22 protein-coding genes are annotated in these 21688 nt (G+C 71.2%); 17 read left to right on the forward strand and 5 right to left on the reverse strand.

Annotated features, from left to right (window positions below):
* Positions 1 to 38: 38 nt before the first annotated feature.
* From G6045_RS08020 to G6045_RS08080, 13 genes are all read left to right on the forward strand, one after another.
* Positions 39 to 2063 carry a tetratricopeptide repeat protein gene (locus G6045_RS08020; protein WP_408056312.1) on the forward strand — a complete coding sequence of 675 codons (2025 nt, stop codon included), beginning with the start codon at positions 39 to 41 and terminating at the stop codon, positions 2061 to 2063.
* Positions 2064 to 2276: 213 nt separating this feature from the next.
* Positions 2277 to 3392 (forward strand): alanine dehydrogenase, encoded by a 1116-nt coding sequence (gene ald, locus G6045_RS08025; protein WP_165331136.1) that lies wholly within the window; start codon positions 2277 to 2279, stop codon positions 3390 to 3392.
* Positions 3393 to 3803: 411 nt separating this feature from the next.
* The gene (locus G6045_RS08030) at positions 3804 to 4949 is read left to right on the forward strand and encodes a ParA family protein (RefSeq protein ID WP_206343381.1); all 1146 of its coding nucleotides are present in this window, start codon (positions 3804 to 3806) and stop codon (positions 4947 to 4949) included.
* Positions 4934 to 5470, forward strand: coding sequence for a hypothetical protein (locus G6045_RS08035; RefSeq protein ID WP_165331138.1), 537 nt, complete (start codon positions 4934 to 4936; stop codon positions 5468 to 5470). Before G6045_RS08030 ends, G6045_RS08035 begins: the two co-directional genes overlap by 16 nt.
* A gap of 98 nt (positions 5471 to 5568) precedes the next feature.
* On the forward strand, positions 5569 to 6756 hold the full coding sequence (locus tag G6045_RS08040; protein ID WP_235967684.1) for a segregation and condensation protein A: 1188 nt from the start codon (positions 5569 to 5571) through the stop codon (positions 6754 to 6756).
* Positions 6753 to 7400: an SMC-Scp complex subunit ScpB gene (gene scpB, locus G6045_RS08045; RefSeq protein WP_165331139.1), complete on the forward strand. Its 648-nt coding sequence runs from the start codon at positions 6753 to 6755 to the stop codon at positions 7398 to 7400. The genes G6045_RS08040 and scpB overlap by 4 nt, the downstream gene beginning before the upstream one ends.
* On the forward strand, positions 7400 to 8665 hold the full coding sequence (locus G6045_RS08050) for a pseudouridine synthase (protein WP_165331140.1): 1266 nt from the start codon (positions 7400 to 7402) through the stop codon (positions 8663 to 8665). Before scpB ends, G6045_RS08050 begins: the two co-directional genes overlap by 1 nt.
* 155 nt (positions 8666 to 8820) lie before the next feature.
* Positions 8821 to 9780, forward strand: coding sequence for a sigma-70 family RNA polymerase sigma factor (locus G6045_RS08055; RefSeq protein WP_165331141.1), 960 nt, complete (start codon positions 8821 to 8823; stop codon positions 9778 to 9780).
* 117 nt (positions 9781 to 9897) lie between these two features.
* Positions 9898 to 11334, forward strand: a complete 1437-nt coding sequence (locus tag G6045_RS08060) for a DHA2 family efflux MFS transporter permease subunit (RefSeq protein WP_165331142.1) — start codon at positions 9898 to 9900, stop codon at positions 11332 to 11334.
* Between the two features lie 61 nt (positions 11335 to 11395).
* A complete protein-coding gene (gene pnuC / locus G6045_RS08065; RefSeq protein WP_165331143.1) occupies positions 11396 to 12043 on the forward strand; it encodes a nicotinamide riboside transporter PnuC in 648 nt (215 codons plus the stop codon).
* On the forward strand, positions 12040 to 13113 hold the full coding sequence (locus tag G6045_RS08070; RefSeq protein WP_165331144.1) for an AAA family ATPase: 1074 nt from the start codon (positions 12040 to 12042) through the stop codon (positions 13111 to 13113). Before pnuC ends, G6045_RS08070 begins: the two co-directional genes overlap by 4 nt.
* Entirely contained in the window at positions 13110 to 13898 is a 789-nt protein-coding gene (locus G6045_RS08075; RefSeq protein WP_165331145.1) for an NUDIX hydrolase, read from the forward strand. Before G6045_RS08070 ends, G6045_RS08075 begins: the two co-directional genes overlap by 4 nt.
* Positions 13898 to 14947 (forward strand): ADP-ribosylglycohydrolase family protein, encoded by a 1050-nt coding sequence (locus G6045_RS08080; protein WP_235967685.1) that lies wholly within the window; start codon positions 13898 to 13900, stop codon positions 14945 to 14947. The genes G6045_RS08075 and G6045_RS08080 overlap by 1 nt, the downstream gene beginning before the upstream one ends.
* Before the next feature lie 326 nt (positions 14948 to 15273).
* On the opposite strand, the gene G6045_RS08085 is transcribed toward G6045_RS08080, so the two are convergent.
* From G6045_RS08085 to G6045_RS08105, 5 genes are read right to left on the reverse strand one after another with little or no spacing between them, the layout of a single operon-like run.
* Positions 15274 to 15825 (reverse strand): GNAT family N-acetyltransferase, encoded by a 552-nt coding sequence (locus G6045_RS08085; protein WP_408056313.1) that lies wholly within the window; start codon positions 15823 to 15825, stop codon positions 15274 to 15276.
* Positions 15826 to 15839: 14 nt separating this feature from the next.
* Entirely contained in the window at positions 15840 to 16532 is a 693-nt protein-coding gene (locus G6045_RS08090; RefSeq protein ID WP_165331147.1) for a nucleotidyltransferase domain-containing protein, read from the reverse strand.
* Positions 16533 to 16541: 9 nt separating this feature from the next.
* On the reverse strand, positions 16542 to 16997 hold the full coding sequence (locus G6045_RS08095; RefSeq protein ID WP_165331148.1) for a Rieske (2Fe-2S) protein: 456 nt from the start codon (positions 16995 to 16997) through the stop codon (positions 16542 to 16544).
* A gap of 46 nt (positions 16998 to 17043) precedes the next feature.
* Positions 17044 to 17634, reverse strand: a complete 591-nt coding sequence (locus G6045_RS08100; protein WP_165331149.1) for a DUF6529 family protein — start codon at positions 17632 to 17634, stop codon at positions 17044 to 17046.
* 46 nt (positions 17635 to 17680) lie between these two features.
* Complete coding sequence (locus G6045_RS08105; RefSeq protein ID WP_165331150.1) at positions 17681 to 18352, reverse strand: hypothetical protein; 672 nt, start codon at positions 18350 to 18352, stop codon at positions 17681 to 17683.
* A gap of 205 nt (positions 18353 to 18557) precedes the next feature.
* On the opposite strand from G6045_RS08105, the gene G6045_RS08110 reads away from it, so the two are divergent.
* The 4 genes from G6045_RS08110 to cmk all read left to right on the forward strand — a co-directional run bounded on the left by G6045_RS08110 (position 18558) and on the right by cmk (position 21669).
* Entirely contained in the window at positions 18558 to 18989 is a 432-nt protein-coding gene (locus G6045_RS08110; RefSeq protein WP_165331151.1) for a YidB family protein, read from the forward strand.
* Between the two features lie 222 nt (positions 18990 to 19211).
* Positions 19212 to 19574: a chorismate mutase gene (aroH, locus tag G6045_RS08115; RefSeq protein ID WP_165331152.1), complete on the forward strand. Its 363-nt coding sequence runs from the start codon at positions 19212 to 19214 to the stop codon at positions 19572 to 19574.
* On the forward strand, positions 19571 to 20656 hold the full coding sequence (locus G6045_RS08120) for a prephenate dehydrogenase (RefSeq protein WP_165331153.1): 1086 nt from the start codon (positions 19571 to 19573) through the stop codon (positions 20654 to 20656). The genes aroH and G6045_RS08120 overlap by 4 nt, the downstream gene beginning before the upstream one ends.
* Positions 20657 to 20985: 329 nt before the next feature.
* On the forward strand, positions 20986 to 21669 hold the full coding sequence (cmk, locus tag G6045_RS08125; protein WP_165331154.1) for a (d)CMP kinase: 684 nt from the start codon (positions 20986 to 20988) through the stop codon (positions 21667 to 21669).
* Positions 21670 to 21688: the final 19 nt, after the last annotated feature.

Here is a 21688-nt window from a genome sequence, read left to right on the forward strand (position 1 = left end):
CGCGGCCGTGGCGGTGCGGCTGGACGGGAGCATGACCCGTGACGGATCAGGCGGTGGACACCCACACGGCGGCGGAGGGCGACCTCGAGCGCGGCCGCAGTGCCCCGGCGGAGTTCGTCGGCCGGCAGCGGGAGTTGAAGGAGCTGCGCGCCGACATCGAGCGCACGGGGCTCGACACTCTCGCGGCCGGCAAGAAGCCGCCCCGCGCCCGTGTCCTGCTGATCGCGGGCCGTCCCGGCTCGGGCCGCACCGCGCTCGCCGAGGAACTGGCGGGTCAGCTCGCCGGCCGCTATCCGGACGGCGTGCTGCGCGCCAAGCTCGCCGAGCCCGACGGCACGCGAGTGCCCACCGAGCGCACGGCGCGTGACCTGCTCGAAGCGCTCGACTACCCGACTCCGCCCGGCGCGGCCGAGGACGAGCTCGCCGAGTCGCTGCGGACCGCCCTTTCCGTACGCAGAGTGCTGATCGTCCTGGACGGTGCGGCCGACGCCGACCAGGTCGAACCGCTGCTGCCGGACTCGCCCGAGTGCCTGGTCGTCGCGACCGCGGAAGGGCCGCTCACCGGGATTCCGGATGTGCGCCCCTGCACACTCGGCGGGCTCGACACCAAGTCCGCCCTCGAGCTCCTGAGCGGCTGCACAGGGTCGGTGCGGATCACCGTCGACCCGCGGGCCGCCGAGTCGCTCGCCGAGCTCTGCGCCCATCAGCCCGCGGCTCTCGTGCTCGCCGGCGGCTGGCTCGCCGCCCGGCCCAAGGCCTCCGTCGCGGAGCTCTCGAAGGCGCTGCGGCACGTGCCCGACGACGAGACGGCCACCGCGGACCCGCTCGCGCGCGTCTTCCGCTTCGTCTACGAGTCGCTGCCCTCCCCGGCCGCCCGGATACTGCGACTGCTCTCCCTCGCGCCCGCCGGTCTCGCCGACCCGCACACCGCCTCCGCGCTCGCCGGCTGCTCGGTCTCGGCCGCGCGGACCACCCTCGAGGACTTCACCGCGCTCGGTCTGGTGCGGCCCGTCGGCGCTCAGCGTGAGCAGTACGAGGTGCCGGGCGCCCTGCACCCGCTGCTCAAGGCGCTCACCGAAGTCCAGGACCGGCCCGCCGAACTGCAGTTGGCCCGGGCGCGGATGCTGGAGCGGACCGTACGGCTGCTGCAGTCCTGCCGCGCCGTCACCGAGCCCGACGGGTCGCCGGCCCGCAAGAAGCTCGCCGGACTGCCGCGTGCGCTGCGGTTTCCGAACCCCGCCGCCGCCGCGCAGTGGCTGCGGCTGCGCCAGCCCGCGCTGCTCGCGTCGGCGCGGCTCGCGGTCGCCGACGGTGAACTCGACACGCTCGCACGGCGGTTGATGGCCGCGCTCACCCGCGCGCTTGTGGCCCACCGGGGCACCCAGGCGGCCGCGCCCGAGCTGTACGGAATCCACACCCTGGTCCTCGATGTGGCCGCGCGGCGCGAGCTGCCGCGCGAGAAGGCGGCCGCGCTGCTCAATCTCGCCGATCTGGACGCGCAGACCGGCCGTACCCAGGAGGCGCTCGCCCGCTACCGCAGCGCGCTCGACACCGCGCGTGCCGCCGCCGACCCGTATGCCACCGGACGCGCCATGGAATCCATCGGCGGCGCCTACCAGGAGCTGGGGGACTGGCACCGGGCCGCCGACTGGTTCGGGCGCGCGCTCGCCCAGCGGCTCGCGCGCGACGAGCGCGTCGAGGTGGCGCGGCTCTACGGGCGGCTCGGGACCGTGCACACCTATGCGGGCCAGTACGGCGAGGCGCTGCGCAGCTGGCGCTCGGCCGCGGCCGGCTATCGCAAGGAGGCCGATGTGCCTTCGTATGCAAGGGCGCTGAGCGAGATGGCCCGGGTGCAGGAGTACGCGGGCCGGCCCGAGGAGTCGCTGGGCACCTGCCGGCAGGCGGTGGAGTGGGCCCGCAAGGCCGAGGACGTACGGCTGCAGGCCGCCCTCCAGGTGCGGCTCGCGGACACCCTGGACCGGCTCGGGGACAGTGCCGCGGCCGGCCTGCACAGGGCCGCTGCCGAGCGCATGCTGGGAGAAGAGCTGCACGGAGCGCAGTAACCGGGCGGTGTTGTGGGTGGCTGGAGCCGATGGCCTACGAAATCCGTAGTGCATTCAGATCAGATTGAAGCTTTCAAAGGCTAGACAGCGAGACATCCTTCATTAGACTGGCTCCGCCGCCTACTTCTGCGGCCTCTGCCCGCTGCGCTCTCTGCGTTCGGGTTCGTGCGTCTATGCCCGTGAATTTCCCTGAGTCAAGGACCGTGATCGACGATGAAGGTCGGCATCCCCCGCGAGGTCAAGAACAACGAGTTCCGGGTGGCGATCACCCCCGCCGGCGTGCATGAGCTCGTACGCCACGGCCACCAGGTCTTCATCGAGCACGACGCGGGTGTCGGCTCCTCGATCTCGAACGAGGAGTTCACCGCCGCGGGCGCGACGATCCTGCCGACCGCCGACGAGGTCTGGGCCACCGCCGACCTGCTCCTGAAGGTCAAGGAGCCGATCGCGGAGGAGTACCACCGCCTGCGCAAGGACCAGACGCTCTTCACCTACCTGCACCTGGCCGCCTCCAAGGAGTGCACCGACGCGCTCCTCGAGTCCGGCACCACGGCCATCGCCTACGAGACGGTCGAGACCGCGAACCGCGCGCTGCCGCTGCTCGCCCCGATGTCCGAGGTCGCGGGCCGGCTGGCCCCGCAGGTCGGCGCGTACCACCTGATGGCCTCCGCCGGCGGCCGCGGCGTGCTGCCGGGCGGCGTGCCCGGTACGCACCCGGGCAAGGCGGTCGTCATCGGCGGCGGCGTCTCCGGCTGGAACGCCACGCAGATCGCCGTCGGGCTCGGCTTCCACGTGACGCTGCTCGACAAGGACGTCAACAAGCTGCGCGAGGCCGACAAGATCTTCGGCACCAAGGTGCGCGCGATCGTCTCCAACGCCTTCGAGCTGGAGAAGGCCGTCCTCGACGCCGACCTCGTGGTCGGTGCCGTGCTCATCCCCGGTGCCAAGGCGCCGAAGCTGGTCACCAACGAGCTGGTGTCCCGGATGAAGCCCGGAAGTGTTCTTGTCGACATTGCGATCGACCAGGGCGGCTGCTTCGAGGACTCGCACCCGACCACGCACGCCGAGCCGACCTTCAAGGTCCACAACTCGGTCTTCTACTGCGTGGCCAACATGCCGGGCGCCGTGCCGAACACCTCGACGTACGCGCTGACCAACGCGACGCTGCCGTACATCGTCGAGCTCGCCAACCGCGGCTGGGTGGAGGCGCTGCGCCGCGACCCCGCGCTCGCGCTGGGCCTCAACACCCATGAGGGCCAGGTCGTTTACGGTCCCGTGGCCGAGGCGCACGGCATGGAGCACGTCGAACTGAGCACGCTGCTCGGCTGAACTGAGCCCAGTTCCCGGTTGATCGGTCAACGCCCCGCGTCAACCTGACGCAGACGGCCGGACCTTGTTCGCAAGGTCCGGCCGTCCGCGTTCGCGGTGTGTATCCGGTCACTTTGCGAGGGACGATCAACTCGCCTCGAACGTAACTGTTTAACCGTTTCGCACACCCGTGAAACCAGTCGACGCGTCCCCGTACGCCCGCGGTCCACCCTTGACAGGGGGCTGTTCCTTTGCCGACACATCGGGCCGGGTCCGGCGGATTGTGTTGCTGCGGACCGGTGACACGCCATAGAGTCGCCAACCGTCGGCATGGTGTCACGCTGACCTATCGATAAATGTTCCTGGTCACCCAAGGAGGTAAGACGACTTGTGAATGAGTCGACATTTACTCCCGGGGGTGGCCAACCAGGAATGCCTGCGCAGGAGTCGGGCCCCTCAAGGTTCGAAACTGTCGGCGCTGTCGGCTCAGTCGCCGTACGAACCTTCGCGGAGCGACAGAACACGCAGCGCCCCACGCAGACGCTGAACGCCCACCAGAGCATGGATGGCCATCAAGTGAACGCCATGGCCGGCGACCGGAGTGGTGAGACCCCGACGCACTTCGCCGACTACGACGAACTGCCCGAAGGGCACTTCTACGACCCCGACGCCGAGTACGAGCCCGACCCCGAATACGCGGCCACGCTGGCCCCGGACGCTGCCCGCCAGCGCCGGGAGCGTATCGGTCCGACGGGACGGCCGCTGCCGTACTTCCCGATCCCGGGTCCGCTGACGGACCACGGGCCCGCGAAGATCATCGCGATGTGCAACCAGAAGGGCGGCGTCGGCAAGACCACGTCGACCATCAACCTGGGTGCGGCGCTCGCGGAGTACGGACGACGCGTGCTGCTCGTCGACTTCGACCCGCAGGGTGCGCTCTCGGTCGGTCTGGGTGTCAACCCGATGGAGCTCGACCTCACCGTCTACAACCTGCTCATGGAGCGGGGCATGGCGGCCGACGAGGTGCTCCTGAAGACCGCGGTGCCCAACATGGACCTGCTGCCGAGCAATATCGACTTGTCGGCGGCCGAGGTGCAGTTGGTGAGCGAGGTCGCGCGCGAGTCCACGCTGCAGCGCGCTTTGAAGCCGCTGATGCAGGACTACGACTACATCGTGATCGACTGTCAGCCCTCGCTCGGTCTGCTGACCGTGAACGCGCTGACCGCCGCGCACAAGGTGATCGTGCCGCTCGAGTGCGAGTTCTTCGCGCTGCGCGGTGTCGCGCTGCTCACCGAGACGATCGAGAAGGTGCAGGAACGCCTCAACCCCGACCTGGAGTTGGACGGCATCCTCGCGACGATGTACGACTCGCGCACGGTGCACAGCCGTGAGGTGCTCGCGCGCGTCGTCGAGGCCTTCGACGATCACGTCTACCACACGGTGATCGGGCGCACGGTCCGCTTCCCGGAGACCACGGTCGCCGGTGAGCCGATCACGACGTACGCCTCCAACTCCGTTGGTGCGGCCGCCTACCGTCAGCTCGCCAGGGAGGTGCTCGCCCGGTGTCACGCCGAGTGAGTCTGCCGGGGGCCGACGAACTGTTCCGTACGACCGGGGGGATGGCGCTTCAGTCCTCGTCTCCACGCAAGCAGACGAACGGTGAGGCGCGGGTGCCCGCGCCGGCCGGCGAGAGCGATGCGGCGGCCGCGGCCGCCGGCGGAGCCCCGGTCGAGGCCGAACACGCGCCCGCCGACGCGGAGTCGGGTACGGCGTCCCGTACGCGGTCGGCGGACGAGCAGTCCGCCGAGGACGCGCCGCGGGGCAAGGGCGCGGCCAAGTCGGACACTTCCGCCGCCCGTAAGCGGGCGCGGTCGGCACGGCGGCCGAGCGGGCGTGAGCGGCACGACGAGAAGATCACCGTGTACGTCTCCGCCGAGGAGCTGATGGACCTCGAGCACGCGCGGCTCGTCCTGCGCGGGGAGCACGGGCTCGCGGTGGACCGCGGGCGGATCGTGCGCGAGGCCGTGGCGGTCGTGCTCGCGGACCTGGAGTCCCGGGGCGAGGCCAGCATTCTTGTCCGGCGGCTGCGCGGGCGGTGAGTTTTCGGAACGGCGTTCGTGGGCGCCGCTCACCGGGGCGGTAGCCTGCGGGGTGCCCTCGCGGGCCGCCCCCGTTTTCAGCCGCACCTTGGACTTCGATGACCGACGACCCTTACGCTCCGCCGTCTCGCCGTGGCCGCCGTTCGCTGGGGCGGGGGCCTGGTGCGGTGCCCGCGCCGGGTGTGGTGCCCGGGGGCGCGGAGCCGACCTGTACTGAGGCCGAGCTCGTTCCGGTTCGCGACGAGGCGGCGGAATCAGAGGCCGAGCCGCGCGGTCCCGGCGAAGAGGCGTCCGGTCGCGGCGCCGAGGAACCCGGCCACGATGCCGGGCCGCCCAGCGGTGATCACGATGCCGGGCCGCCCAGCAGCGTTACCGATCAGGCAGTCGGCGCCGAGCCGGACGTCCCCGACGTCGGACCGGACGTTCCCGGCACCGGACCGGACGGCGACGCCGAACCCCCCGTCGACGACGGCAAGTTCAAGGTGCGGCTTGCCAACTTCGAGGGCCCGTTCGACCTGCTGCTCCAGCTCATCTCCAAGCACAAGCTCGATGTCACCGAGGTCGCGCTGTCCAAGGTGACCGATGAGTTCATGACGTATATCCGCAGGCTCGGCAGCGACTGGGATCTGGATCAGACGACCGAGTTCCTCGTCGTCGCCGCGACCCTGCTCGACCTCAAGGCCGCGAGGCTGCTGCCCTCCGCCGAGGTCGAGGACGAGGGCGACCTCGCGCTCCTCGAGGCCCGTGACCTGCTGTTCGCGCGGCTGCTCCAGTACCGCGCGTACAAACAGATCGCCGAGATCTTCAGCGGGCGGCTCGACGACGAGGCGCGCAGATACCCCCGTACCGTCGGGCTCGAAGCGCACCACGCGGACCTGCTGCCCGAGGTCGTCATCAGCATCGGGGCCGAGGGCTTCGCCAAGCTCGCCGTGAAGGCGATGCAGCCCAAGCCCAAGCCGCAGGTGTACGTCGAGCACATCCACGCCCCGCTCGTCTCCGTACAGGAGCAGGCCGGGATCGTGGTGGCGCGGCTGCGGGAGTCGGGGACGGCGAGCTTCCGCGAGCTGATCGCCGACACCGAGGACACCCTGACGGTCGTGGCCCGCTTCCTGTCGCTCCTGGAGCTGTACCGCGAGAAGGCCGTGGCGCTCGACCAGGACGAGGCCCTCGGCGAGCTCATGGTGCGCTGGACCGGAGCGGACGGGGACGAACCCCTGGTCACGGACGAGTTCGACCGGCCCCCCGAGGTACCCGACGACAAGGCCGACAGCAAGGAGAAGGTGTGAGCACCACGGACGAGGCCCCCGCCGGACTGCTCGACGTCGCCGGGCTCGAGCTGAAGCCCGCGCTCGAAGCGGTGCTCATGGTCGTCGACGAGCCCGCCACCGAGGAGCACCTCGCCAAGATCCTGGACCGGCCGCGGCGGAAGATCGCCGACGCCCTGCGGGAGCTGGCCGACGAGTACACGATGCAGCAGCGCGGCTTCGAGCTGCGCCTGATCGCCGGCGGCTGGCGCTTCTACACCCGCCCCGAGTACGCCGCGGCCGTGGAGCGCTTCGTCCTCGACGGCCAGCAGGCCCGGCTCACCCAGGCGGCCCTGGAGACCCTTGCCGTGGTCGCGTACCGGCAGCCGGTGAGCCGTTCCCGGGTCTCGGCGGTCCGTGGAGTGAACTGCGACGGCGTGATGCGGACCCTGCTCCAGCGGGGTCTGGTCGAGGAGGCGGGCGCGGAACCCGAAACAGGTGCGATCCTGTACAGGACGACGAACTACTTCCTGGAGCGGATGGGCCTGCGCGGCCTGGACGAGCTCCCGGAACTCGCGCCCTTTCTGCCCGAGGCGGAGGCGATCGAGGCCGACACCTTGGAAGGGGTCCCGTCGTTCGATCCGGATGCTCCGGATTCCGAGGAAGACGACAAGACGGAAATTTGATGCGAAGCAACGGCAGGAACAGCGGAAACAACGGCGGGAGCCGTGGTGGCAACAGCGGTGGCCGTAGCAGTGGCGGGACCAGCGGTGGCCGCGGGAACTACCAGGGCGGTAGCGGCGGTGGCCGTTCTCAGGGTGGCGGCGGCCGTCCCCAGGGCGGCGGCAGTGGCCGTCCCCAGGGCGCTGGCGGCGGGCGTCCGCAGAGTGGCGGCAGTGGCCGTCCGCAGGGCGGTGGCGGCGGGCGTCCCCAGGGCGGCGGCAGCGGCGGCACCAACGCCAGCGGGCGTCTGCGCAATCCGCGCCCCGAGGAGCGTCGCTACGACGTGGACCCCGCGGACGGCGGCCCCAGGAGGGGCCGTGGCGAAGCGGCGCGCGGTGGAGCGAAGGGCGGTCCCCGTACCTCGCAGGGCAGCGGAGCCCGTGGCGCCAAGCGCAGCACGCCCGCGACCTCCCGCGAGTACGAGACGCGCCAGGAGGAGCGCAACAGGGAGCGGTACGCCGGCAAGAAGGACGTGAAGCTTCCCAAGACCTTCCCGGGCGCCGAGCAGGAGGGCGAGCGGCTCCAGAAGGTGCTCGCGCGGGCCGGTTACGGTTCGCGGCGTGCCTGCGAGGAGCTGGTCGAGCAGGCCCGTGTCGAGGTCAACGGCGAGATCGTGCTCGAGCAGGGCCTGCGCGTGAAGCCCGAATCCGACGAGATCAAGGTCGACGGTCTGACCGTGGCCACGCAGTCGTACCAGTTCTTCGCGCTCAACAAGCCGGCCGGTGTCGTCTCCACCATGGAGGACCCCGACGGCCGTCAGTGCCTGGGCGACTACGTGACCAACCGCGAGACGCGGCTGTTCCACGTGGGCCGGCTCGACACCGAGACCGAGGGCATCATCCTGCTCACCAACCACGGCGAGCTCGCCCACCGTCTGACCCACCCGCGGTATGGCGTGAAGAAGACCTATCTCGCCGCGATCACCGGCCCGCTGCCGCGTGAGATCGGCAAGATGCTCAAGGACGGCATCCAGCTGGAGGACGGCTACGCGCGCGCCGACCACTTCCGGGTCGTGCAGCAGACCGGCAAGAACTACCTGGTCGAGGTCACTCTGCACGAGGGCCGCAAGCACATCGTGCGCCGGATGCTGGCCGAGGCCGGCTTCCCGGTCGAGAAGCTGGTGCGGACGCACTTCGGTCCGATCGGGCTCGGCGACCAGAAGTCGGGCTGGCTGCGCCGGCTCAGCAACACCGAGGTCGGGATGCTGATGCGCGAGGTCGAGCTGTAGGCAGCCTCGCCTTCGTAGGGCTTCGCCTTCCTACGGCTTCGCCTTCGTAGGGCCTCGCCTTCGTACGGCATCGGCCGGATCCGGAACTTTTCCGGGTCCGGCCGATTCCTTTTGCCCGCCCGCCGGGTCTGCATGGGAACGGCGAGGAGAGCGGCATGGCGGATCATGACGAGTTCGTACGGCTGGCGCAGGCGCATCGGCGGGAGCTGCTCGCGCACTGCTACCAGATGCTCGGCTCGGTCGACGAGGCCGAGGACCTGGTGCAGGAGACGTATCTGCGGGCCTGGCGCTCGTACGACACCTACGAGGCGCGCGCGTCCCTGCGCACCTGGTTGTACCGGATCGCGACCAACGCCTGTCTGACGGCCATGGAGCACCGCACACGGCGGCCCCTGCCGGCCGGGCTCGGTGCGCCGGGCACCTCGCCCGACGAACCGGTCGGGGCTCCGGCCACGGACATCCCCTGGCTGCAGCCGCTGCCGGATGTGCTGGTCGACCCCGCCACCGTCGTGTCCGCGCGGGGCAGTCTGCGCCTGGCGGTGGTGGCGGCGCTGCAGCATCTGCCGCCCCGGCAGCGGGCCGTGCTCATCCTGCGCGAGGTGCTCGCCTGGCGGGCCCACGAGGTGGCCGACGCGCTCGGCACCAGCACGGCCGCCGTGAAGAGCACGCTGCAGCGGGCGCGGGCCCGCCTCGACGAGGTGGCGCCCGAGGAGGATCTGGTCGCCGAGCCCTCGTCGGTCGATGAACGGGCCCTGGTGGACCGCTACATGGCCGCCTTCGAGTACGCCGACGCCGACGGGCTCGCCCGACTTCTGTGCGACGACGTGGAGTTGGACATGCCGCCGTATCTGGTGTGGTTCCGCGGCCGTAAGCACGTCTTCGGCTTCATGGAGTCCAAGGTGCTCGACGCGTACCCGGTGGCGCGGATCCACATGGTGCCCGTGGGCGCGAACGGACAGCCCGCCGTGGCCGCGTACGAGCGCGGGCCCGACGGGGTGCGGCGGGCGCATTCCGTACAGCTGATCACGCCGCAGGGGGACCGGATCCGGCGGATCACGGCCTTCTTGGACCCGGGGCTCTTCGAGCGGTTCGGGCTGCCGCGGGTGCTCGACTGACAGGCGGACCGACCGGCGGGCCCGCAGGCGGATCGACCGGCGGCCGATTCCTTTCGGGAGCGGGCCGGGTCTGCCCCTCGTGAGTGATCCGAGTACTCACGAGAGGTAGGGACGGCCATGGCCGTTACGACGAAGACTCCACCGCGCGATGTGCGCGCCTGGACGGTGGTGCTCGCGGGGATCGGCTCCCTGCTGTGCGCGCTCGATGTGGTGGTGGTCGCCACCGCGCTGCCGACGCTGCAGGCCGATCTGGGGGCGAACCTGTCGGATCTGGAGTGGACCATCAATGCGTACAACCTCGCCCTTGCCTGTCTGATCCTCACCGGGGCGGCGCTCGGCGACCGGTTCGGGCGGCGGCGGATGTTCGCGGCGGGGATCGCCGTGTTCACGGTGGCGTCCGCGGCGGCCGCGCTCTCCGACGGGGTGGGGCAGCTGATCGTGGCCCGGATGGTGCAGGGTGCGGGCGCCGCCGTGGTCCTGCCGCTCACGCTGACGCTGATCGCCGAGGCGTTCCCGGCCGAGAAGCGGGGTGTGGCGATCGGTCTGTGGGGCGGGATCGGCGGTCTCGGCGTGGCAGCGGGACCGGTGCTCGGCGGGGCGGTCACCGAGGGTCTGTCCTGGGAGTGGATCTTCTGGATCAATGTGCCCCTCGGCGTGGTGATGATCCCGCTCGCTCTGCTCAAGCTGCGCGAGAGCCGTGGCCCGAGGCCCCAACTCGATCTGACCGGACAGGTGTTGGTGGCCACAGGCCTGCTGGGTCTGACCTGGGCGCCGGCCCGGGCGCCTGTGGTGGGCTGGGGGAGTGCGGAGGTTCTGGGGGCGCTGGTCTGCGGTGTGGCGCTCCTGGCCGCGTTCCTGCGGTGGGAGGGGCGGACGCGGTATCCGATGCTGCCGCTGCGCTACTTCCGCAACCGTGGCTTCTCCGCCGCGAACGGGGCGGTCTTCCTGCAGTTCGTCTCGCTGCTCGGCTCGCTGTTCCTGATCTCGCAGCTCTTCCAGCTGGGCCTCGGCAACTCCCCGCTCGACGCGGGTCTGCGCATCCTCGTATGGACGGCGACGCCGCTGTTCGTCGCGCCGATCGCGGGCGCGCTCGGTGACCGGTACGGCAACCGTCCCTTCATGATCGCAGGCATGGCGCTCCAGGCCGTCGGTCTCGGTCTGCTTGCCGCGCTGACGGAACCGGGGGTCGGGTACGGGACGCTCGTCGTGCCGCTGATCGTGGCCGGCGTCGGCATCTCGATGGTCTTCCCGACCGCGGCCAACGCCGTGACCTCCGCCGTGCCCGCGGCCGACGCGGGGGTCGCGGCCGCCGTCAACAACGCGCTGCGGGAGCTCGGCGCGGTCTTCGGTGTCGCCATCGCCGCGCTGGTGTTCGCGCGCAACGGCAGCTATGCGTCGCCGAGTTCCTTTGTCGACGGGGCCGTGCCCGGGCTGTGGGTGACGGCCGCGGTGGCCGCCGCGGGAGCGGGTGTGGCCCTGTTCGTACCGCGCAAGCGCCGGGATCCGGGCGCTCCGGAGACGGACCGGACCGTACGAGAAGCCGTGGGCGCCTGAAACGCCTTGTGATTCCGTGCCCGCCTCCTTTATAGTCGTTCTGACCATAAAGGAGGCGGGCGTGAGTCTCGCGGAGCTACTCGAACCCTTGCAGCAGCCGCTGTTCACGCTGCTCGACACCCCGGTGAGCTGGACCGAGGTGCTCGGCTTCGGCAGCGGGGCGCTCTGCGTCTGGCTGGTGGCGCGCCAGCACATCGCCAACTGGCCGATCGGGATCGCGAACAACCTGTTCTTCATCCTCCTTTTCACGCAGGCCGGCCTGTACGCGGACGCCGGTCTTCAGCTGGTCTTCATCACCCTTGCCGCGTACGGCTGGTGGACCTGGGCCCACGGGGGTGGTCCTGGCTCCTCGGATTCGCTGCCGGTGCGTCGTACGACGCGTACCGAATGGATCTGGCTGGGCGCGGCAGGGGTGGTGGGCACGCTCGCGATCACGCTCCTGCTCGACCGCGCGACCGACTCCACGGTCCCGTTCTGGGACGCGCTGACCACGTCCCTGTCGCTGATGGCGACTTATGGACAGTGTCGCAAGCGGCTCGAATCGTGGTGGCTGTGGATCGCGGCGGACGTGGTCTACATCCCGCTCTACGCGCACAAGGAGCTGTATCTGACCTCACTCCTGTACGTGGGCTTCATGGCCCTGTGCGTGCTGGGGCTGCGCAACTGGCGCCGTGAACTGGTGGTCAGGGAAGCGGTGATGGCGGCATGACCGCGCGCCTGGGGCACGGTCTGGTGCTCGGCAAGTTCTATCCGCCGCACGCCGGACACCACCATCTGGTGCGGACGGCCGCGGCCCGGTGCGAGCGGCTCACCGTCCTGGTGTGCGCGGCCTCCGTCGAGTCCGTTCCGCTGGAGCGGCGCGTGGCGTGGATGCGGGAGGTGCATCCGGATGTACGGGTGGTCGGAGCCGTCGACGACATCGCGATGGATCTGCACGACCCCGAGGTGTGGTCCGCCCATATGGCCGTCTTCCGGGCGGCTGTGCCGGAGCGCGTCGACGCGGTGTTCTCCTCGGAGGCGTACGGGGACGAGCTGGCGCGGCGGTTCGGGGCGCGGCATATGAGTGTCGACGTGTCGAGATCTCTCCATCCGGTGTCCGGGACGGCCGTGCGCAAGGATCCCGTCGGCAACTGGGAGTTCCTGGCCGAGCCCGTGCGGGCCGCGCTCACGCGCCGGGTCGTCGTGCTCGGGGCCGAGTCCACCGGGACGACGACGCTGGCGCGGGCGCTCACCGAGCATTACCGGGCGCGGGGTGGGATCTGGGCCGGGACGCTCTGTGTGGACGAGTACGGGCGGGAGTTCAGCGAGCGGAAGCTGGCGGAGCTGCGGGCGGTGCGTCCCGGGGCCGAGTGGGCCGAGGTCGCGTTCGCCTCGGAGGAGTTCCCGGTGATCGCGCGGGAGCAGCGGCGGCGTGAGGACGCGGCCGCGCGGCTCGGCTCGCCCGTGCTCTTCTGCGACACGGACGCCTTTGCGACGACCGTCTGGCACGAGCGGTACATGGGCGGCTCCTATCCGGTCGGACCCGAGCCGGCCGGGCAGCATCTGTGGCTGCTCACGGACCACGAGGGTGTGGCCTTCGAGGACGACGGGCTGCGTGAGGGGGAGGAGCTGCGGCCGTGGATGACCGAACGCTTCCGCGCCGAACTCGTCCGTACCGGCCGGGACTTCCGCTTCCTGACGGGGGCACACGACAAGCGCCTCGCCGAAGCCGTGGCCGCGGTCGACGGACTCCTCGGTGCCGGCTGGCACTTCACCGATCCGCTCCCGGAGAAGCGATGAACTCATCTGTGCCCGAAGGGGACGCGACTGTGCCCGAGGGGAATGCCGTCGTGCCCGAGGGGAATGCCGTCGTGCCCGAGGGGTACGACCCTCATGCCTTCGCCCCGTTCGCCGTGACCGTGGATCTCGCGGTGTTCACGGTCCGCGACGGTGCGCTGCAGGTGCTGCTCGTCGAGCGCGGACAGGAGCCGTACGCGGGGCGGTGGGCGCTGCCCGGCGGGTTCGTGCTGCCGGCGGAGTCCGCGGAGACGGCCGCGCGGCGTGAACTCGCCGAGGAGACGGGGATCTCGGACCTTTCGGGGCTGCATCTGGAGCAGCTGCGGACCTACAGCGAACCCGATCGCGATCCTCGGATGCGGGTCGTGTCCGTGGCCTTCGCGGCGCTCGGGCCCGGTCTGCCGGAGCCGCGGGGCGGCGGGGACGCGGCGCGGGCCGAGTGGCGGCCGTACGGGACCTTCGGGGCGCTGGCCTTCGACCACGACGTGATCCTCGCGGACGCGCACGAACGGATCGGCGCCAAGCTCGAGTACAGCTGTCTCGCCACGTCCTTCCTGCCGCCCGAGTTCACGCTCGGCGAGCTGCAGCAGGTCTACGAGACCGTCTGGGGCACGGCCCTCGACCGGCCCAACTTCCGGCGCAAGGTCCTCGCGACCCCCGGGTTCGTCGAGCCCGTGCCCGGGGGTGCGCGGCTGACCGGCGGACGCGGCAAACCCGCGGCGCTGTACCGGGCGGGCACCGCCGGCGCCCTGCACCCCCCTCTTCTGCGACCGGAAGGACGACTCTGATGACCTCGCCGACGAACACACCCAGGAACTCCACGATGAACGGGCACACCAAGCAGGCCGCGACGGGCTCCTTGATCGGGCTCGCGCTCGGGGACGCGCTCGGCTTTCCGACCGAGTTCAAAGACGTGCCGGCGATCCTCGCCTCGTTCGGTCCCTGGCGCGAGCTGGACCTGCCGAAGCCCGCGATCGTCACCGACGACACCCAGATGACGCTCGCGCTCGGGCGCGGGCTGCGGACGGCCATGGACCGCGGGCTGCTCGGGCCCAAGCGGATGGAGCACGCGGTACGGCCGGAGTTCGTGGAGTGGTACCACTCGCCCGAGAACAACCGCGCGCCGGGCCGTACCTGCATGGTCGCCTGCCGGCAGCTGGACAGTGACCGGCCCTGGCAGCAGGCCAGCCAGATCGGTTCCAAGGGCTGCGGGGCGAATATGAGGGTCGCGCCGATCGGGCTCGTGCCCGGCCTGAGCGAGGAACAGCGCGCGGGCGCCGCCCAGTTGCAGTCCGCGCTCACGCACGGGCATCCGACGGCGCTCGCGGCTTCGGATCTGACGGCGCGGGCGGTGTACCTGCTCGCCCAGGGTGCGGACCCCATGGCCCTGGTCGGGCTGTTGCGGTCGTACGCCCTGGAGAACCGCACCACGTACCACGAGCGGTGGCTCGGTGATCTGTGGACGTATGCGCAGGATCCGATGCCGGAGCACTTCATCGCGCGCGGCTGGGACGAGTGCCTGGAGATCCTGGCCCGGCTCGACGCCGCGTTGCGCTCGGCCAACGAGGAGACCGATCCGTGTCTGGCCACGGGGGAGGGCTGGATCGCGGAAGAGGCCTTCGCCACCGGGCTTTTGTGCTTCCTGATGTTCCCGTCGGACCCGGTCACCGCGCTGCGGCGGGCGGCGGTGTCGTCGGGCGACTCGGACTCGCTCGCGTGCCTCGCGGGGGCGTTCGCGGGGGCCCACCTGGGGGCGTCCTGCTGGCCCGCCGAGTGGGCGGACCGCATCGAGTACCACAGCGAGCTGGTCTCGCTCGGGGCGCTGTGGGATGCGTGAGGTTTCGGGTGGGTCGGGTTTGGGGTGAGGTCTTGGTGCCGGGTTCGGCCTCGCTGCCGGGTGCCGGGTGCCGGGTGCCGGGTGCGAGCGGTGGGGTCTCGTCGTCGGGTGCGGGTAGGTGGGTGGGCGCCTGCGGCGGGCTGATTTCCCCTACCCGCCCCTTCCCGAAACCGGGGCTGCGCCCCGGGCCCCTTGGGTGGGCACCCTTGCGGGGGCTTCGCCCCCTGTACCCCCTCTTGGGGCTTCGCCCCTTGCCCCCGTATCGCGCTTAAGGCGCTCGTCCTCAAACGCCGGACGGGCTGGGGGTTGGACGCTCCGTTGGGCGCTCAGGCCTCCCGTATCCGGGCGTGCAGGTGCATGTCGTGGCGGCCGTCGTCGTGGACGGCCGCGCTGCGCTTGGTGCCCTCCAGGTCGTAGCCGGACTTGGTCGCGACTCGGCAGGAGGCGTGATTGTGCGTCGAGTGGTCCAGGGTGAGGCGGTGGAAGCCGGCCTCTTCCATGGCCCAGGCGGTCAGCGCCTGGACGGCACGTGTCGCCACGCCCCCGCCGCGGGCCGCCGGGACCACCCAGTACGCGACGTCGGCGAGGCCGTCGTCGAAATCCCAGCCGCGCAGGGCGATCCGGCCGAGTACCTGGCCGGGGACCCCCGCGACCGCCCAGTGCCCGCCCCGCTCCGTCGCCCAGTCCCTGCGGTAGGTGTCGAACCACTTCAGGGCGTCGGCCTCGCAGGACGGGCGGCGGGTGTGCCAGCGGCGGATGGTCTCGTCCTGGTAGGCGGCGAGGAAGGCCGCGGCGTCGCCTGCTTGCCAAGGGCGCAGCAGCAAGTCGCCGCAAGGGAGCGTGGGTTGGGGGCGGGACGCGGGCGAGCCGGGGGTGATGACGGGCGGGGGAGTCACAGGCCCGCCGAACGGCGCCGTACGCGGAAGAGGAAGTCCTCGACCGCCGCCGTGTCCGGCTCGGCGGGGAGCGGGGACTTGGGTGCTGCGGCGGAAGCCTCGTCCGCGAGCGTGTTCATACGGTGTTCCACCTCCGGCCAGGCGACCTCGCCCCGCTTCACGGCGAGCAGGTCCTCGCGGGCGTCGCCCACGTCGATGACCAGCTCGCCCGTGCGCAGCAGATCGCGGCAGGACATCAGAAGGCGCAGCAGATGCATCGCGTGCTTCCAGCGCGGGGCGCCGTGCGTGCGGATGTCCGCGTCGAGCTTCTTGCGCTGGCCGAGCGCATAGCGGGCGAAGGTGTCATGGGCGCGCAAGGACAGGAACGCGCCACGCAGGGCGAGGAGTTCGCGGCCCGTGTCGTCGATGCGCTCGACCAGCGGGGAGTGCAGGCACTCCAGGATGTTGGGGTTGGCGCGCAGGGCCAGTTCGCAGAAGCGTTCCAGCTCCCATGAGAACTGCTCCGGCGCGGGACCCTCGATATGCGTCGGGGGTTTCGAGAAGCGCCAGAACGACGGGGTCGGGGCCAGGAAGACACCCCGAACGTCCGTGTCGCTCGTCTCCGTCGCCAGGCCGAAGGCGCGCGAACCCATCACACAGGAGTAGATCGTGTGCTCGCGGATCAGGGCCGCATGGTCTTCGGGAAGCATGGCGCGAGGCTACGCCAGAGTGATCGAGTCCCCCTCGACCTTTATCTGCCGGGGCGCCAGGGGGCTCGGCGCCGGACCGCCCTGCACCGAGGCGTCGTCGAGGGCGTACTTGCTGCCGTGGCACGTGCAGTTGATGGTGCCGTCCTCGACGTTCGCCACGATGCAGCCCGAGTGCGTGCAGACGGCGGAGAAGGCCTTGAAGTCCCCGGCGGCGGGCTGTGTCACGACGACCTTCTCCCCTTCGAAGACCTTGCCGCCGCCCACCTCGATGTCCGAGGTCTTCGCCAACTCCGGTGCCCCGGGCTGTTTTTCGCCGCCGGACGCGTCCGGACTGCTCGGCTGCTTGCCGTCCGTTTCGGCCGGCGGCTCGGGCTCCGGCTGCTCGTCCCCGTACTTCTCGCAGCCCGCGACGGCCGGAAGCGCGAGCGCGCCCGCGGCGAGGACGGTGCGTCGCCGTGTCGTCATGTCGTCACCTCGATCCGGTACGTCGGCCGGGCATGGATTCCGTACGTCATGTCGTCACCCCGAACGTCCGGAAGAACCACAGCGCCGACGTCACCCACACCACCGCGAGCCCCGCGAACACCACCCCGCCGACCAGCGGCAGGAGCCAGCCCGGCAGCCTTTCATGGCGCAGGAGCAGCATCTTCGCGGTGAACGCGCCGAAGAAGAAGCAGCCGAGCAGCGAGTGCCACATGACGCGGGTGTCGAAGGTCTGATAGCCGAGTGCGTACAGGCAGTGCACCGCCACGGGGACGGCGAGCAGGAAGGCGATACGTCCCGACCAGCGGTGCGTTTTCGCCATCCAGGGCTTGGCGCCGACGCCCGGCAGCCGCCCGTACATCGCGAGCGCGGTCAGCAACTGGACCACCGCGAAGGCGAACGCCCCCGTCCCCAGCCAGGACTTGACCGCTCCCGTGCTGCTGAAGCCCGCCAGGTTGAACGAGGTGCCGGCCGGGTCGTGGGTCTTTCCGTACACCCCGAGGCCCACCGCGACCAGGCCGGCCGCGAAGACGGGGATCAGATAGCGGGCCGGGTGCGGGCGCCCGTGCGCCGGAGGTGAGGGGAAGTCCTGCGTGACGGCGTTCGGGTCGACGCTCATGCCCGGTTCCTGCCTCTCGTACGGAGGGCTGCTCGTAGGGCGAAGATCAGGGGGTGACCGGCTCGGCGGTGAGGTCCTCACCCGTCACCGAGCCCGAGGACGGGTCGATCTCCGGGGCCGGCTCGCGGGCGCCGTCGCGGGTGAGGATGCCGACCTGGGCACCGTTCTGGAGCACGATCCAGCCGCCGTCGAGACGGGCGCCGCGTACGGTCTGCGTCGCGCGGTACAGGCCCGAGGGCTTCTTCGCCCGGTCGGCGGTGAAGGTGAAGGTCTTTTTGTCGACGTTCGCCGTGCCGGTCAGTTTGCCGCCCTTCGGCGAGGCGTCGAGCCGCGCGCCGTTCTTGCCGGTCAGCTTCATCGAACCGTCGCCGGCGACATCGCCCTTCAGCCAGGACTCCCGGTCGCGTCCGTCGCAGAAGTACGCGACCGCCTTCCCGTCCCGCACGGTCACCGCGATCGCCGAGGAGTCGTCGTCGGTACGGCCCGCGTAGTCGGCGTCGGGAGCCTGTGTCTTCGACGGTGTGGGTGTGGGCGCCTCGCTCGTCGGCGCCGCGCCGGCGCTCGGGCTCGACGACGGGCTCGCGGTCGGGCTCGCCGACGGCGCGACCTTGTCGCCGGCGGGCGCGGCTTTCGTCCCGGTCGTCGCGTTGAACGTCAGCAGCAGCAGGGCGAGCAGCAGCCCGCCGAGAAGGGTGAAGAGGGGTCCGGAGCGTGTCATACGAGCCTCCCCCGAGGCGCAAAAGGCTGAGCCCACCCATGCAAGCGGACCCGGGCCGCCACCGTCCAGAGGTACGCATGGCCCGGTTTGCGCCAAGTGGCAGGAGTGCGGGGATCGGGTGACATTTGACCTGTCAACGCTAGGTGGGGGGCTTCCTGCGGTACGGCCGCCGGAGCCCCGGCCACACCTCTGGAAAGGCGAGACCATGGCGGGTAACAGCGGACCGGACCTCGGCAGCCTCCTCGGCGGCCTGCTGGGCGGCGGACAAGGCGGCTCCAGCGGAGGCGGCGGGAACATCCTCGCCCAGCTGCTGCAGTCCTTCCTGGGCGGCGGCGGTTCCGGCGGTGGCGGGAACAACCCGCTGTCCGGACTGCTCGAGGGCCTCAACAAGGCGGGCCTGTCCGAACAGGCCGACTCGTGGGTCGGTACCGGCGACAACAAGCCGGTGACCGGTGAGCAGGTGCAGCAGGCGCTGCCGACGGACACGCTGCACGAGGTCGCGGAGAAGAACGGGATCACCGAGGAGCAGGCGGCCAACGAGATCGCCGCACAGCTGCCCCAGGCCGTCGACAAGCTGACGCCGCAGGGGCAGGTGCCGAGCTCGCTCGACGAGCTCATGAAGCAGCAGAACCTGTAGCAGGCACGGAGCTGAGGGCCCCGACCACCCTCTCCTCACGCGGCGCCCGTCTCGGCAGACGGGCGCCGCGCGCTGTCCGCGCCCGCGCTGACTACGCTGTTCGGAGCAGTTCAGGAGAGCGGTTCAGGAGCAGGTCGCGCGGACAAGTCGGCGCAGGCAGGTAGCGCGGACACGTCGCGCAGGCAGGTCGCGCGGACAAGCGCACGGACAAGGAGCAGCACGGTGGCGGTACGAGCGGTCCGGGGCGCGGTCCAACTCGAGCGGGACGAGGCCGGGCACATGGACGAGCAGGTCGGCGCGCTGCTGACCGAGGTGCTCGACCGCAACGGGCTTACCGCGGACGACCTGATCAGTGTCTGGTTCACGGCGACGCCCGATCTGCACAGCGACTTCCCGGCGGCCGCCGCCCGCAAGCTCGGCATCACCGACGTCCCGCTGATCTGCGCCCAGGAGCTGGACATCGCCGGCGCCATGCCCCGTGTCGTACGGGTCCTCGCGCACATCGAGTCCGACAAGCCGCGCTCCGAGATCGCCCATGTCTACCTCGGCGCCGCCGCCGCTCTGCGCAAGGACATCGCCCAGTGAGAACCGCCCTCGTCATCGGCACCGGACTGATCGGTACCTCCGCCGCGCTCACCCTGCAGAGCCGTGGCGTCAGCGTCCACCTCGCCGACCACGATCCCGAGCAGGCCCGGATGGCCGCGGCTCTGGGCGCCGGCACCGACGAGCCGCCGATCGGACCGGTGGACCTCGCGATCGTCGCCGTACCGCCGGCGCATGTGGCCGCCACCCTGGCCGACGCCATGCGGCGCGGTGTGGCCCGCGCCTATCTGGACGTCGCCAGCGTGAAGGCCGGGCCGCGGCGCGAGCTGGAGGAACTGGGCCTCGACCTCTCCTCGTACATCGGCACGCATCCGATGTCCGGCAAGGAGCGCTCCGGGCCCCTCGCGGCCACCGCGGACCTCTTCGAGGGCCGGCCCTGGGTGCTCACGCCGACCCGTGAGACCGATACGGAGGTTCTGAACCTCGCCCTGGAGCTGGTCGCGCTCTGCCGCGCCGTTCCCGTCGTCATGGACGCGGACGCCCACGACCGCGCGGTGGCGCTGGTCTCCCATATGCCGCACCTGGTGTCCAGCATGGTCGCCGCGCGCCTGGAGAACGCCGAGGAGACGGCTGTACGCCTCTGTGGCCAGGGCATCCGTGATGTCACGCGGATCGCCGCATCGGATCCGCGGATGTGGATCGACATCCTGTCCGCGAACCCGGGACCGGTCGCCGATCTGCTCTCGGCGGTGGCCGCCGACCTCGACGAGACGGTGAGCGCGCTGCGGGCCCTGCAGTCCTCCGACGAGGCCAAGCGGCAGGGCGGCGCCACCGGCATCGAGACGGTGCTGCGCCGCGGCAACGCCGGCCAGGTACGGGTGCCCGGCAAGCACGGCTCGGCCCCGACGGCGTACGAGACGGTCGCCGTACTGATCTCCGACCAGCCGGGCCAGCTCGCGCGGATCTTCGCCGACGCCGGCATGGCGGGCGTGAACATCGAGGACGTCCGCATCGAGCACGCCACGGGCCAGCAGGCCGGTGTCGTCCAGCTCCTCGTCGACCCGAAGGTGGCACCGGCCCTGGCCGGGGCGCTGCGGGAGCGCGGCTGGGCGCTGCGGCAGTAGGGCGGCCGGGGTGCCCGCGGCGGGGCGGTCGGGGGCCGCGGCCCTTGCGGCAGTGGGGCGGTCGGCCGCCGTTGCAGGAGCCAGTAACCTTGTGGGCGGCGTTCTAAGGGCCTGTCGGGAGTTTCCCGTCTGCCGTGCGACGCCCGGCACGCGCGCTCGCGGCGTTGCCGGACCGCCCACGTGGCTCCGCCACGAGGGCACTCCGGCGCCTTGCGATCGCACGCACCGGACGCCGCACGGCCGCCCTTCGGGCGACGACGGGAAACTCCCGACAGGCCCTTGCGCCGCCCTGCACTCCTCACCGCCCGACGAAAGGCGCTCCAAGCCCCGTGGACACCACCGCCACCGCAGTGATCGTTGCCATCGACGGACCTTCCGGCACGGGCAAGTCGAGCACGTCGAAGGCCGTCGCCGCCCAGCTGGGCCTGAGCTACCTGGACACCGGCGCCCAGTACCGGGCGATCACCTGGTGGATGGTGCACAACGGCATCGACATCACGGACCCGGCCGCCATCGCCGCCGCCGCGGACAAGCCGGAGATCGTCTCGGGCACCGACCCTTCGGGCCCGACCATCACGGTCGACGGCACGGACGTGGCCGGTCCGATCCGTACGCAGGAAGTGACCTCCAAGGTCAGCGCGGTCAGCGCGGTGCCCGAGGTGCGCACCCGGATCACCGAACTGCAGCGCTCCATCGCCGCGGCCGCCGAGAAGGGCATCGTGGTCGAGGGCCGTGACATCGGCACCACCGTGCTGCCGGACGCCGACCTCAAGGTCTTCCTGACCGCCTCGCCCGAGGCCCGTGCCGCCCGCCGCAGCGGCGAGCTCAAGGGCGCGGACGTCAACGCCACCCGCGAGGCCCTGCTCAAGAGGGACGCGGCCGACTCCGGCCGCAAGACCTCCCCGCTCGCCAAGGCGGACGACGCCGTCGAGGTCGACACCAGCGACCTCACGCTGCAGCAGGTCATCGAGTGCGTGGTCACCCTGGTCGAGGAGAAGCGGGCCGCAAAGTGACGGAGACCGCCTCCGAGAA

The sequence above is a fragment of the Streptomyces mesophilus genome (assembly GCF_011044995.1).
GTDB lineage: Bacteria > Actinomycetota > Actinomycetes > Streptomycetales > Streptomycetaceae > Streptomyces > Streptomyces mesophilus.